The organism is Hymenobacter gelipurpurascens (assembly GCF_900187375.1).
Lineage (GTDB): Bacteria > Bacteroidota > Bacteroidia > Cytophagales > Hymenobacteraceae > Hymenobacter > Hymenobacter gelipurpurascens.
Genome location: NZ_FYEW01000004.1, coordinates 94,919 through 107,535, shown reverse-complemented (window position 1 = coordinate 107,535; position 12,617 = coordinate 94,919). Strand labels below are relative to the sequence as shown.

Sequence of the window (12,617 nt, the reverse complement as noted above, 5' to 3'; positions counted from 1 at the left end):
CCTATGTTAAGAAAACCCTCAGTTCTTTTATATAGGCCAAGCCCCTTTGTAAAGAAAAATCAAGTTCCTTTACAAAGCTAGCTTGCCTCTGCTCCTGGCTAGTTCTCACTTTACATGCGAACCAACTGGCAACCCTCCGCGCTTCCGCCTACAATAGAACTGGAAACACGAGTGGTACTTAAAAAGCTACCTGCTGCCCACCTTGCTTTAGCAGAGCTGAAGGGCTTAGTCGCCGCGCACAGCGCCGTTTCGTTGCTGGAGCAGCTGGTGACCGAGCAGCTATACGTCTGGCCCGACGCGGAAAGCGACCAATGGGGTTGCGCCATTGAGCCCTTATACCCGCGCCTGGCGCAGGCGGCCAAGGCCGACGCACACCTTTATGAGTTGCTGGCCCTCGTCGACGCGTTGCGGTTGGGCCGCCCGCGCGAGCGGAAGCTGGCCGGAGATTTATTTAAAGTATTTATGTTGCCGGCCCATGTCTAACCCTGCCAACCTGGCCGTGCTGCAGGCTGTGGCCTGGGTGCTTGGCCCCCTGCGGGAACGGATCGTCTTCGTCGGGGGCAGCACCTCCTGACTATACAGCACGGCGGCCTTGCCCAACGCCTCCCAGCGGAACCTCCGATGAAGCAGCTGCTTACTTCTATAAGTAGGAGTTAGCGCTGGCTTTGCGCTTGCTCAAACGTCTCGCCCTTCCTTAATGGGCGTTGAACGAGCTATCATTTAATCCCCGAGCATCCGGCCACAGCAGGCAGTAGTTGGTACTGCGGCCGCCAGCGCTGTCCCGCTCCAGAATTCCTTTCGCTACCAGGTCGGCGATATCCCGGCCCGCCGTATCCTGGGAGCACTTGGCCATGCGCGCCCATTTCGAGGAAGTCAGCTTGCCTTCGAAGCCGTCGAGCAGGCGGATCAACAGCCGCCGCTGGCGCTCATTCAAGGTGGTCTGCTGATGTAATTCCCAGAAATGCGCCTTTGACAGCACCTGCGCCAGGGTGTGCCCGGCCGCCGTCAGCGCCCGCCCCATGCAGCCCAAAAACCAGGTCAGCCAGGGTGTCAGGTCCAGCGTACCACGCTGGCTGGTTTCCAGCAAGTCGTAGTACTGCTGTCGCTCGGCCTGAATCTGGGCGGACATGCTGTAGCAGCGCTGCCCGGTACCATCGGCCCGGGTCAGCTGCAGGTCGGCAATGGCGCGGGCAATACGCCCGTTGCCGTCGTCAAAGGGGTGAATTGTCACAAACCAGAAGTGCGCCAGGCCGGCCTTGAGCACCGGGTCCAGTTCAGGAGAGCCGTTGAACCAGTCCATAAACTGCTGCATCTGCTCTTGCAGCACCTCAGCTGGGGGAGCCTCATAATGGACCCGCTCCCGGCCCATCGGCCCGGAAACCACCTGCATCGGTCCCGTGCGCCAGGAGCCTACCTGCAGTGGGTTCAGGCCGCTGTAGCCTGTAGGAAATAAGGAATGGTGCCAGCCGTACAGGCGCTGGGCCGTCAGAGGCTGGCCCGCCTGTTGGGTGGCATCCAGCATCATGGCGACAACCCCTTCGACCCGGCGGTTAGTGGCCGGCAGTCCACCGCGTTCCAGTCCCAGCCGATGAGCCAGGGAGGAGCGAACCGACGCGGGCGGCAGCATCTCGCCTTCGATCTCACTGGATTTGAGCACATCCAGGGTGAGCGTACGCAAGGTTGCTTCACTGCGCAGTTCCACGCCCAGCGCTTCCAGCCGCCCCAGCAGGTGCCCCTGTTGGTAACGTACCTGCCCCAGGAGCTGCTCCAAGGCCGCGGGCTGCCAGTTAAAAGCAGGCCACGCGGGCTGTTGGTGGATATAAGCCGTCATTCTCCGCATCATGTGCGGTAAATATGCGGGATATTCTCCGCATTCACTTTAGCGCGTGTGGCCGAGTATTCTATTTAAGGTCAAAACCAGAGCTCATTCGTGCCGCGCACCACGGATTCGGACCCAGCCCCGCGCCGCTCCCAACCGCTTGCCCGGCCAGCCCGCTCCCACGGCCCCGATTCGGGGCTGGGTGGGCTTTCGTCACGTACTTACCCCGGCAAGGAGGCTGGCTCTACCTGGCCGTGTGGCTGGACCACTGCTCGCGTAAAATCGGGGGCTGGGGCGTGCGCGAGACCAGGCCGGAAGACCTGGTCAGCGAAGCCTTGCGCCGGGCGCTTGTGGTGCGAGGCCCCCCCGCCGAATCGTTGTAAAGCCGCTTCAAAGCCGAATTGCTCAATGGCGGCCGCTTCCCTGGCCTGGACGAGGCCATACTTGAAAACAGCCACCACATCGCCTACTACAACTCGGTACGCCAGCATTCCGCCCTCGGCTACCCCGCCCCCAACTATTTCGAAACCCAACTTAAAAACACGTCCCCATTGTGTCCGGCGTAGTTAGAATACCTTATCCCTTTTGCACCCACTCTAGTACATCCACTTCCCTCTCACATACCGTAGATTGCCAAAATTTCTTCCCTCGAATACTTCCCATAAATGCGACAACCATTACTACTTGTTGCCTTGCTTTCCTTATTATCCGTAACGGCAGTTGCCCAGAAACTCACCGGGCAGGTGGTAGACGCGGCCTTGTCACAACCGATACCGGGGGCCACCGTGCAGGTAAAACGCACGCAGGCGGGTACGCTCACGAATGCGACGGGAACGTTCACGCTGACCAATCTCCAGCCAGCCGACATACTTGTTTTTACCTACCTGGGCTATAAATCGCAGGAAATCCAGTACACGGGGCAAACCAACCTGACGGTTGAGCTGGTGGCGGGCGTTTCCCTCAATGAGGTAGTCGTAACGGCCCTGGGACTGGAGCGCAACGCCCAGAGCCTGGGCTACGCGGTGCAGAAAATCGATGGCCGACAGGTCAGCGAGGTAAAAGCTTCCAACTTCCTCGACAATCTGGCGGGTAAGGCAGCGGGCGTTATGGTCACGGGCGGCTCCACCGGGGTGGGAGCGTCGTCGCGCATTGTCATCCGGGGCGAATCGTCTTTCACCAACAATAATCCCCTCTTTGTGGTCGACGGCATTGTAATCAACAACGCCACGGTAGTCAACCGCGTCAACGACGATGCCAACGGGTTTCAGGAAATCGATTTCGGCAACGGGGCTGGGGAAATCAACCCCGACGACGTGGCGTCGGTGTCGGTCCTTAAAGGACCCAGCGCGGCGGCCCTCTACGGAACCCGGGCCTCCAATGGGGTCATCTTGATTACGACCAAAGACGGTTCGTCGGCGGGCAAAGGCATTGGCGTGAGCTTCAATAGCACCTTCTACGCCGAGCAGCCGTTCCAGCTGCCCAGGTTTCAGAACAGCTACGGGCAGGGCAACAGCGGCGCGTTCAAGTACAGCGACGGCCTGGGCGGGGGTGTCAACGACAACATCTCGTACAGCTACGGCCCCCGGCTGGACGCGGGCGTGTTGACCCAGCAGTACGACAGCCCCGTGACCCTGCCCGACGGCCGGGTGGTGCGCGGCGCCGATACGCGGCTCTACAGCGGACTCCCCATCACCCCGACGCCGTTTGTGTCACACCCCAACAACCTGCGCGATTTTTACCAGACCGGGCACACGTTCATCAACAACCTGGCGGTTGCGGGCGACTACGACAAGGGCAGCTACCGGCTTTCCTACACGGACCTCAACAGCCAGTCGATTATTCCGGGGGTGGACCTGAAGCGCAAAACCCTGGCCGCCCGGCTGCAGTTTGACCCAGTCAAATGGCTGAAAGTCAGCTCGTCGCTCAACTACATCAACAGCGGCAGCGACAACCGTCCCGCGACCAAGTACGGTTCGGAAAACACCAACTACGCCCTGAGTGCCTGGCTGGGCCGCCAAACCGACATCAACCCCATGAAGCAGTACTGGCAGCCGGGGCTGGAAGGGATTCAGCATTATTCCTACAACTACACCTACTTCGACAACCCGTATTTTACGCTCTACGAAAACCGGAATTCGTTTAACCGCGACCGGCTCATCGGCAATGTGGCCCTCACGGCCGAGCTGGCTAACAGCCTGACGCTGCTGGTGCGCAGTAGCATGGACTACTCCAATGAGAACCGCCAGTTTCGGCGGGCCTTTAGCAGCAACCGCTTCAAGAGCGGCGCTTACGCCGAGAACGGCGTTTTTTTCCGGGAAATCAACACCGACTTCCTGCTGAACTACACCCGCAGCCTGGGGCCGCTCTCGCTCGACGTATCGGCGGGAGGCAACCGGATGGACCAACAGACCTCGTTCGACCAATACCAGGCCCTGACGCTGGCCCAGCCGGGCGTGTTCAAGCTCAACAACGCTGCCTCGCCGGTGGAGGTATACCAGCAGAGTGGCCGTAAGCGCATCAACAGCCTGTATGCCCTGGCCAAGCTGGGTTTTAAAGACGTTTTGTTTGTCGACATTACCGGGCGCAACGACTGGTCAAGCGCCCTGGCAACGCCCACGTCTACGGCCAATACGGCTTTCTTCTACCCGTCGGTATCGGCCAGCTGGGTGCTGTCGAACCAGTTCCAGCTGCCCGCGGCCGTGTCGTTTGCCAAAGTACGGGCCAGCGCCGCCAACGTCGGCAACGACACCAGCCCCTATCAGACGGCGGGGGTATACAACGCCCGGAACCCGGTTTTTTCGCAGCCGGCGTTCAGCGACCAGAGCACCATTGCCAATACCAACCTGAAACCAGAGTCGATTACCTCCCTGGAAGTAGGGGCGGATGTCCGCTTCTTCAACGACCGGCTGGGTTTCGACCTGACCTACTACAAAGCCCGCACCCGCAACCAGATTCTGTCGCTGCCCATTGCCATCCCGACCGGCTACAGCGAGCGGGTCATCAACGGCGGGGAGGTGCAGTCGCGGGGCATCGAGGCCGTGGTGAACGCCACGCCCGTGCAGACAAACCGCTTCCGGTGGAACGCGAGCCTGAATTTCAGCCGGAACCGGACCAACGTGGTATCGCTGCCCGCAGAAGCTGGCACCCTGACCCTGGGCTACAACCGCATCTACGACAACGTGAACCAGACGGTCTGGTACCAGGTGCGGCAGGGCGACCGGATGGGCGATATGTGGGGAACGGGCTACCTGCGCACCGCGCAGGGCGAGTTCATTGTGGGCAGCAACGGGCAGTACATTGCCGACAACACCCTCAAGAAGCTGGGTAACTACAACCCCGACTTCATGGTGGGGCTGTCGAACCAGTTCAGCGTCGGCAGTTTTAATCTCGGCTTTCTACTCGACTGGCGGCAGGGCGGGATTCTGGTGTCGCGCACGCTGGCCCTGGCCGGCGTGGCGGGTCAGCTGATTGAAACGGCCGACCGGCCCGATGCAGGCATCGTGGCCAAAGGCGTGGTGAACACCGGTACGGCCGACAACCCGAACTACCAGCCCAATACCCTCGCTATTCCGGCCGAAACCTACTACCGGATGTACTACGACCGCAACAATGAGGAGAACAGCACCTACAATGCCTCCTATGTAAAGCTTCGGGAACTGACCATCGGTTACTCGGTGCCCCAAACGGCCTGGCTGACTAAGAAGCTGCGTACGCAGCAGCTGACCATTGCCCTGATAGGACGGAACCTGCTGGCCCTCTCGCACATCCCGCACTTCGACCCCGAGCAGACCTCGTTTCAGCAAAATCAACTGCAGACGGGCGTCGAGGACATGACTTACCCCACCACCCGCAACGTGGGCTTAAAGCTAAGCGCTAATTTCTAAGCCCTTCAACCAGCTAATGAAACGGAAATTAACTAGCATCCTGCTGCTGAGCGCACTGGTTGGCTTTCTGCCCGGCTGTACGGATAGATTCGAGGAAATCAACACGAACCCCAACGCGCCGGTTGATGTGCAACCCTCACTCCTGCTGCGCAAAATTGTCTTTGACTACGGCGAGCAGATGTCCTACGAATCCTTCGTGGCGGGCAACCTGCTGGGGCAGTACTTCACGGCCATCGACTTCAACCTGTTCGACCGGCACAGCCTGAGCGAGCCGCAGTACGGCGGTAACCCCTGGCCGATTATGTACAGCAATCTGCGGGACAACGAGATTCTGCTGCAAAAGGCGCGCTCGAATGCGGCTTTCGGGGTGTACGAAGGACCGGCCCTGATACTGAAAGCCTACATCGCCGCCATGCTGACGGACCTGTACGGCGACGTTCCCTACAGCCAGGCGCTACAGGGCAAAGCGGGAGTAATTACGCCGGCCTACGACAGCCAGGAATCCATCTATACGGCACCGGGCGGCATCCTCGACAACCTGGACAAGGGTATCGCCTCCATCAACAATTACAAAGGGCCTACGGCGCTCGAGGGTGACGTGCTCTACGGGGGCAACCGCAGTAAATGGATACTGTTTGCCAATTCGCTGAAAATTAAATGTCTGATGCGCATATCAGGCAAGGTGAACGTGCAAGCGGCCCTGCAAAAAATCGTGACCGAAGGCAATTACATCAAGGCCAATGCGGACAATGCCGCCTTCCGATTCTCGCTGGCCCAGCCCAACAATTTCCGCATGGCAACCGCCCGGATCGGGGATTTCAACCTGTTCATCATGTCCAAAACCAGCGAGGAGCTGCTGACGGGACTTAGCGACCCCCGGATAGCGACGTATTTTCGACCAACGGCGGCCAAGCCAGGTACCTACAAAGGCCTGTTGAACGGACCCGATGCCTCCAAGCTCTCCATCTCGCTGGCCGATTACTCGCTTACGGGGACCATCTTCCGGGAAAACTCGGACCGTTTATCGGCCAACTTCATAACCGCGGGCGAAACCAGTTTCTGGCTGGCCGAAGCCGCCCAGCGGGGGCTGGTGTCGGCATCGGCCAAGACCTTGTATGAGCAGGGCATTACCCAGTCGTTTGACTACTGGGGAACGGCGCTGCCCGGCAGCTACCTGACCAGCACCAAGGTGGCCTACGGCCAGAACGCCCAGAACCCCCTCGAGCAGATACTGACGCAGAAATGGCTGGGGAACATCAACAACGCCTACGAAGGCTGGACCGAGTACCGCCGGACGGGGTTTCCCCGCCTGAAAACGGTTTCGGCCAGCCTCAACAACGGGCTGATTCCCAAACGCATGCCCTACCCCGCCACGGAAAGTGCGCTTAACGCGGTGCAGTACCAGATAGCGGCCGACAACACTCAAAATAACAGTATCAACGCTCCCGTATGGTGGGCTCGCTGAATACCCCCGTATGAGTACAACCCTGTTGCAGTGGGCGTTGGTGCTGGTCTCCAGCGTCACGCTGTTTTTCGTGTCCCCGCTGTCGCGGACCGCGCCCGAATTTTTCCGGGGAGCCCGTAAAGAGCGTGCCCCCAATACTGTTTTCCTAACGAGCAGCCTGGTCATTTCCTGGCTGTTTGCCAAGTCGATTACCAACGCCGCCAACCTGGGCCAAAGCTTCGGGCTGGTGGGCGGGGTGGCCTACGCGGGGTATTACCTGTCGTTTCTGGTGGCCGGTTTCGTTATCGTCTCCATGCGCAACAAAGGGGGCTACCGCAGCATCCACCATTTTCTGGAATCGAAATATGGCGCGGGGGCGGTGGTCGTTTTTACCTTCCTGATTATCATTCGGCTGTACAACGAAATATGGTCCAACACCATCGTCATCGGCTCTTATTTTGGCCTGCAGGGCACGAGCAGTTACTACGTCGCCATTGTGGTGTTCACCCTGCTGACGCTGGCCTACACGCTCAAGGGCGGCATGAGCAGCTCGATTATGACCGACGTGATTCAGCTGTCGCTCTTTGTGGTGCTGCTCACGGTTATTCTCGGCTTTATCCTGCCGCAGTACGGGGGCAGCCTGATGCCCTTTCTGAGCAGTGGGGAATGGTCTTTGGGGCAGGGCGTCGATTTGCTGCTGGTGGCGGTGGTGCAGTGTTTCAGCTACCCCTTTCACGACCCGGTGCTCACCGACCGGGGATTTATCTCCGATACGCGCACCACGCTGAAGTCCTACCTCTGGGCGGGGGCTATCGGCTCGGGCTGCATCATTTTTTTCAGCTTCGTGGGCATCTTCGCCAACCTCAACGCCCTGACCGGTGAAGCCCCCGTGGCCGTGGCGCGGTACTTTGGGGTGCCCATGCTGTTGCTGATGAACCTGATCATGGTGACCTCCGCCTCCTCGACCCTCGATTCAGCCATGGCCTCGTTCTCCAAACTAATCAGTATTGACCTGAGCAAAGCGCCCGTGCCCAGCGTGTCGAGAGGGCGGTGGGCCATGGTGGTTCTCACGGTACTGGGCACGATACCGGTTTTTTTCAACCCCGCCATTCTGTCGGCTACCACAATCAGCGGCACGCTGGTGCTGGGGCTGGCCCCCGTGTTTTTGTTCTGGAATGTGCCCGTACCGCGCCTGGCCTTTCACCTGTCGGTGGTGGGTGGTCTGGTGCTGGGCGGTTTGCTAACGCTGTTTCCCCTGCCCGATGCCCTGCACTTGGGCGACGGCAAATACGGGGCGCTGCTCAGCACCAACCTGATTACGTCGGCCTTCTGTTTCGGGGTCTTCGGCCTCTGTACTCTTCTCCCCAAAAAGCCTCATCATGGATAGCCCACTCCCCCACGACCTCGGCACACGAAGCGGCCGGCTGCTCGTTTTCGGGGGACCCTACTCGAACCTCCAGGCCCTGGAAACGCTCAAAGGCATTGCCGACCAGCTGCAGATTCCAGCCGGCAACATCGTCTGCACCGGCGACATCGTGGGCTACTGCGCCCAACCCGAAGCCGCGGTGCAGTTTGTGAAAGACTGGGGGGTGCACGCCATTCAGGGCAATGTGGAACAGAATATCATCCGGGGCGAAGACGACTGCGGCTGCAACTTCGCCGAGGGCAGCCGGTGCGACCTGTTGTCCCGCGCCTGGTTTCCCTACGCGGTACGGAGCCTATCGGCCGGCTCGGTCGCCTGGCTGGGTACCCTGCCGCTCCAATTGTCTTTCCAGTATGCGGGCAAGGCGGTAGCCGTGCTGCACGGGGCGTCCACCGGCATCGCCGATTTCGTGTTCTCTTCAACCCCCTGGCCGGTGAAGGAAATCAGCTTTGCCGCTACCGGGGCCGAGGTGATACTGTCCGGCCACGCCGGCCTACCCTTTGCCGATGCGCGGGCCGGGCAATACTGGCTTAACGCGGGCGTGATTGGAATGCCTGCCAACGATGGTACCCCGCGGGTCTGGTATCTGCTGCTTGATGACACTAATGGCCGGTTTAGCTACACCTTTCACGCCTTTACCTATGACAATGGTAGGGCGCATCAGTTAATGCAAGCCAATGGGCTCCCCGATTCCTATGCGCACACGCTTCTAACGGGCATCTGGGATAACTGCGAAATTTTGCCAGCGGCCGAGAAGGCTTTACAGGGTCGGGCCATTACGCTGCAATATGAAGAAAACGAGTAGAACACGCTCCCTTTGCTATCCTCTTTTCGGACAAAGCTGAAATGGTTTTAATTCGTGCTAATCCGTACCGCTAATGCTTCCGCACTTAAATGAGTGGTAAGTATCAACCCTCACTATTGATTGAACACTCTGGATGCTCGCTGGCCCGCTTGTAGCAATGGGGAGATAAGTTGAACTGTGTTAAAAGTCAAGGGCGGCGGGCAAGTATTGAGCTAAATTCTGCTTGATCGGTAACCCCGGACTGGACGATGGCATGGAAGCTGAGCGGCAGGTGTAGATCACTTCCCGTGGTCGGAGGGCTGGGCACCAGGTGTGGTGCCCCCGACCCGAGTAGTTTCGCAGTGCTCCCCAAAGACAGCAGCATTAGCAAGCTGATGTGCACGACCATGTTCTGCTTAAATGGGCGAACCAATTGCGCGAGAGCAATGACGTTGCCCAAGAGAAGCCAGATCCCCACCACGACAAGCAGGTTGTAGCCCATGAGGGGCTACGTGAGTAACGCCCGGTGGTCGTCCTGTGGAAACCAAGAAAATAGGTTCACGACCCGCGCCAGCAATAAAACGGCGCCCAACAGGTAGCCCCATTGCTGCGCCCGGCTTGTTGGTGCCGGATCAGGGTAGCCGACGGACGATGAAGTTCTTGAGGGGATTCTTCTTGATGATGGTGGTCAGTTGGCCCGCGACATACCGATACTCATCCTCTCGTCCATCCCGGTGAGCATAAAACCCGTTGCGACCGCCGGAGACCAGGCCGAAGTAATCGCCGAAGTATTCGGAGTAAGCAGCCGTCCGACCCACGGGCTCGGCGAAAAACAGGTCGGTCATGGTCCAGGTAATCGGCTTGGTCTCGGTGCCGTGGTACTGATGCTTGTACTGCTTGGCGAGGATGTCGTAATGTCCCCCTTTCCACTCGGTGCGCGAGGCGAAGTCCCCTTGGTTGGTGTGGGCTTCTACCGTGGAGAGCAAGAGCTGCCCGTTGCGGACGTGATTGACCACCTTGTAGTAAACCTTAAGGTGATACACCAGGAAATTCACCTGTACGTCGCTTACGAGGGTGTAGAGCACATCGGTTCCGGCCTGCGGCTGGCGAGTGGCGGTCATCGTGCCCACCTGCAGGCCAGCTACTTCAATGGCATACCGATGAATTTCGGCGGCCGGCTTGGCCGATGTCTGCCCCTGCGCTAGCAAGGGTGCCAGCCCTACGCTGCCGAGCACCACCAGCCGTTGCAGGCGCTTACTGCTCATTCAGCTGCCAGTTGTAGTCCAGAAACGTGATCCTAGCGGTGCTGGCCATCTTCGTGGGGGAATACCGGTTGACCCACTGCGTGACGGACTGGCCGTGGTTGTTCCAGTCGCCCTTGTACCAGTCAAAGTACTTGGAGAGCTGGGCCGCATCCTTGCCCACTTTATTATTGCTGGCATCGCGGAGAAAATCCCGCCCCTGGTCATCGAGCTGCTGGTCGAGCTTGGCGGCGGTGTAGGCCTCGTTGCGCAGGCGGGGACACGAGAGGGAGGCACACACCAAGGCAAAGTGGATGCGCGGGTCCTCGTACTTCTTGCGGAGGGTTCCGTGCTCGATAGCATCGAGGCTCATCTTCTTCCCGCCAATGGTGAAAAACGCCGCTGCCCATGGCGTGGTCACAAACGGAATTTTGATTTTGGAGCCGATATCCTTGATGCTTTGCACTGGGTAGTGGTTTAGAATCAGCCGGATGGTGTAGGCATTGTAGGCGTTGATCCAGTACGCCATCTGCTCTGGCTTACTCCACGAGTCCGCGGGCGCATTTTTGCTTAGCGCCGCCAGGTACTGGTTGAACTCCTTTTCGTCGGCTTTAAAGCCTTTGTAGTTTACCAGCCCCTGGGCGTTGACGTGCTTTTTGAGCAGCCGGTCAAAGCCGCTATGATCAACTGGGGGGGCGGCTACCCGTTCGCTTGAGGAAGTACTTGAAGCAGCGACGGAAATGGGATAGCCAGCCAAAAGAGGGCTGGAGAGCAGCAGGATCAGCAGGGAGTGGCGCATGGCGAACGGATGAGTAGCCATATACGGCTACGAAGCGCAACAAAGATTGCTGACCCCTAAATCTATTCGTTGTGGCATTCTCGTAGAGTAGGCATATACCCTTTTGACCTCATGCTCCTGACCTCTGTCCTGCTGGGTTTAATGACCGTATTTCCCGCAGATAGTGTACCCAGGCGCCTTACCCTGTTGCCGTTGCCCTTGGTGTATTACACCCCGGAAACGCGCCTGGCCTACGGGGCTGCTCTCACTGCCACCCTGCGATTCCGACGGGACGCCGGCGACAGCACGGCCCGCCCTTCGCAGCTGACCGTGGGTGCGGCGTATACCCAGAACCGGCAGCTGCTCCTGTACGTGCCATTTCAGGTGTTTTACGACCACAACCGCTACTATACGTACGGCGAGGTCGGGTACTACCGCTACACCTACTACTTTTTTGGGGTGGGTGAGCAGGCCGTACCCCGGGAATTGTACGCGGTGCGCTTTCCTCGTGTGCGACTAAATGCGTTTCGGCGTATTCTGCCCACGCTGCCTTCCGGCAAGCTCTACGCCGGGCTTCGCTACCAGTTTGAGGATTACCACCTTACCCAGGTCGCCGCCGAGGGGCAACTCGCTACCGGAATCGTTACCGGCAGCCGGGGGAGTCGGTTGTCCGGCGGGGGCGGCGGCGTGTTCTTCGACTCCCGCGACCAGGTGTTTTTCCCGACCAAGGGAGTGGTCGCTGATGTCGGGTTCTGGCTGCGAAACCGGGCCACTGGAGCTGGCAGCAATGGCCAGACCACCCACTTCGACCGGTACGTAGCCGATGTTTCCTCTTACCATCGCTTGACCAGGCACGCAGTGCTGGCGATGAACTACTTCACCAGCTTCACGAGCGGAGAAGCACCTTTCAATGCCCTCTCCCTGCTTGGGGGCACCCGGCGAATGCGCGGCTACTACGAAGGGCGCTACCGGGACCAGAACGCGGCCCTGCTGCAATCGGAGCTGCGGGTGCCCCTCTACAAGCGTCTAGGTGCCGTCGCCTTTGGCTCCTTGGGCGTGCTGGGAAGCGAGGGGCAGCTGTTGCGTCTGGGTGCCCCGAAAGCGGCCTACGGAGCCGGGCTACGCTTCACCGTCAATCGCCGCGACCATCTGAACCTGCGGGTAGATTACGGGCTCGGCAATCGTTCCAGTGGCTTGTACCTCACCATCGGAGAGGCTTTTTAAAACTACGTATGACCAAAATA

Annotated in this window: 11 protein-coding genes; 7 read left to right on the top strand and 4 right to left on the bottom strand. The window is 59.3% G+C overall.

From position 1 onward, the window contains the following. Positions 1 to 114: 114 nt before the first annotated feature. On the top strand, positions 115 to 483 hold the full coding sequence (locus CFT68_RS20720; RefSeq protein ID WP_088845600.1) for a hypothetical protein: 369 nt from the start codon (positions 115 to 117) through the stop codon (positions 481 to 483). A gap of 211 nt (positions 484 to 694) precedes the next feature. On the opposite strand, the gene CFT68_RS20715 is transcribed toward CFT68_RS20720, so the two are convergent. Beyond that, positions 695 to 1,831, bottom strand: coding sequence for a Fic family protein (locus CFT68_RS20715; RefSeq protein ID WP_212590453.1), 1,137 nt, complete (start codon positions 1,829 to 1,831; stop codon positions 695 to 697). Positions 1,832 to 2,040: 209 nt separating this feature from the next. Next, positions 2,041 to 2,310 carry a hypothetical protein gene (locus CFT68_RS21875; RefSeq protein WP_170934882.1) on the bottom strand — a complete coding sequence of 90 codons (270 nt, stop codon included), beginning with the start codon at positions 2,308 to 2,310 and terminating at the stop codon, positions 2,041 to 2,043. Between CFT68_RS21875 and CFT68_RS22460 the strand changes: the two genes are divergently transcribed. The 5 genes from CFT68_RS22460 to CFT68_RS20690 all read left to right on the top strand — a co-directional run bounded on the left by CFT68_RS22460 (position 2,248) and on the right by CFT68_RS20690 (position 9,375). Beyond that, positions 2,248 to 2,385, top strand: coding sequence for a hypothetical protein (locus tag CFT68_RS22460; RefSeq protein ID WP_394340124.1), 138 nt, complete (start codon positions 2,248 to 2,250; stop codon positions 2,383 to 2,385). The genes CFT68_RS21875 and CFT68_RS22460 overlap by 63 nt on opposite strands. Before the next feature lie 126 nt (positions 2,386 to 2,511). Next, complete coding sequence (locus tag CFT68_RS20705; RefSeq protein WP_245815467.1) at positions 2,512 to 5,703, top strand: SusC/RagA family TonB-linked outer membrane protein; 3,192 nt, start codon at positions 2,512 to 2,514, stop codon at positions 5,701 to 5,703. Between the two features lie 16 nt (positions 5,704 to 5,719). Further along, entirely contained in the window at positions 5,720 to 7,168 is a 1,449-nt protein-coding gene (locus CFT68_RS20700) for a SusD/RagB family nutrient-binding outer membrane lipoprotein (protein WP_088845597.1), read from the top strand. Between the two features lie 10 nt (positions 7,169 to 7,178). Further along, a complete protein-coding gene (locus CFT68_RS20695) occupies positions 7,179 to 8,534 on the top strand; it encodes a sodium:solute symporter family transporter (protein ID WP_088845596.1) in 1,356 nt (451 codons plus the stop codon). Further along, positions 8,527 to 9,375: a metallophosphoesterase family protein gene (locus CFT68_RS20690; RefSeq protein WP_088845595.1), complete on the top strand. Its 849-nt coding sequence runs from the start codon at positions 8,527 to 8,529 to the stop codon at positions 9,373 to 9,375. Before CFT68_RS20695 ends, CFT68_RS20690 begins: the two co-directional genes overlap by 8 nt. A 611-nt stretch (positions 9,376 to 9,986) precedes the next feature. Here the strand turns inward: CFT68_RS20690 and CFT68_RS20680 are convergent. Next, positions 9,987 to 10,619 carry a DUF6134 family protein gene (locus tag CFT68_RS20680; RefSeq protein WP_245815466.1) on the bottom strand — a complete coding sequence of 211 codons (633 nt, stop codon included), beginning with the start codon at positions 10,617 to 10,619 and terminating at the stop codon, positions 9,987 to 9,989. After that, positions 10,609 to 11,415: a DUF547 domain-containing protein gene (locus CFT68_RS20675; protein ID WP_245815465.1), complete on the bottom strand. Its 807-nt coding sequence runs from the start codon at positions 11,413 to 11,415 to the stop codon at positions 10,609 to 10,611. The genes CFT68_RS20680 and CFT68_RS20675 overlap by 11 nt, the downstream gene beginning before the upstream one ends. Before the next feature lie 90 nt (positions 11,416 to 11,505). Here CFT68_RS20675 and CFT68_RS20670 point away from each other — a divergent pair, with 90 nt between their 5' ends. After that, complete coding sequence (locus CFT68_RS20670) at positions 11,506 to 12,597, top strand: BamA/TamA family outer membrane protein (protein ID WP_088845592.1); 1,092 nt, start codon at positions 11,506 to 11,508, stop codon at positions 12,595 to 12,597. The last annotated feature ends 20 nt before the right edge of the window (positions 12,598 to 12,617 follow it).

Coding starts and splice junctions, on each gene's coding strand:
- CFT68_RS20720 (WP_088845600.1), top strand. CDS start 115: ATGCGAACCAACTGGCAACCCTCCGCGCTTCCGCCTACAATAGAACTG.
- CFT68_RS20715 (WP_212590453.1), bottom strand. CDS start 1,831: ATGACGGCTTATATCCACCAACAGCCCGCGTGGCCTGCTTTTAACTGG.
- CFT68_RS21875 (WP_170934882.1), bottom strand. CDS start 2,310: ATGCTGGCGTACCGAGTTGTAGTAGGCGATGTGGTGGCTGTTTTCAAG.
- CFT68_RS20700 (WP_088845597.1), top strand. CDS start 5,720: ATGAAACGGAAATTAACTAGCATCCTGCTGCTGAGCGCACTGGTTGGC.
- CFT68_RS20695 (WP_088845596.1), top strand. CDS start 7,179: ATGAGTACAACCCTGTTGCAGTGGGCGTTGGTGCTGGTCTCCAGCGTC.
- CFT68_RS20690 (WP_088845595.1), top strand. CDS start 8,527: ATGGATAGCCCACTCCCCCACGACCTCGGCACACGAAGCGGCCGGCTG.
- CFT68_RS20680 (WP_245815466.1), bottom strand. CDS start 10,619: ATGAGCAGTAAGCGCCTGCAACGGCTGGTGGTGCTCGGCAGCGTAGGG.
- CFT68_RS20675 (WP_245815465.1), bottom strand. CDS start 11,415: ATGGCTACTCATCCGTTCGCCATGCGCCACTCCCTGCTGATCCTGCTG.
- CFT68_RS20670 (WP_088845592.1), top strand. CDS start 11,506: ATGCTCCTGACCTCTGTCCTGCTGGGTTTAATGACCGTATTTCCCGCA.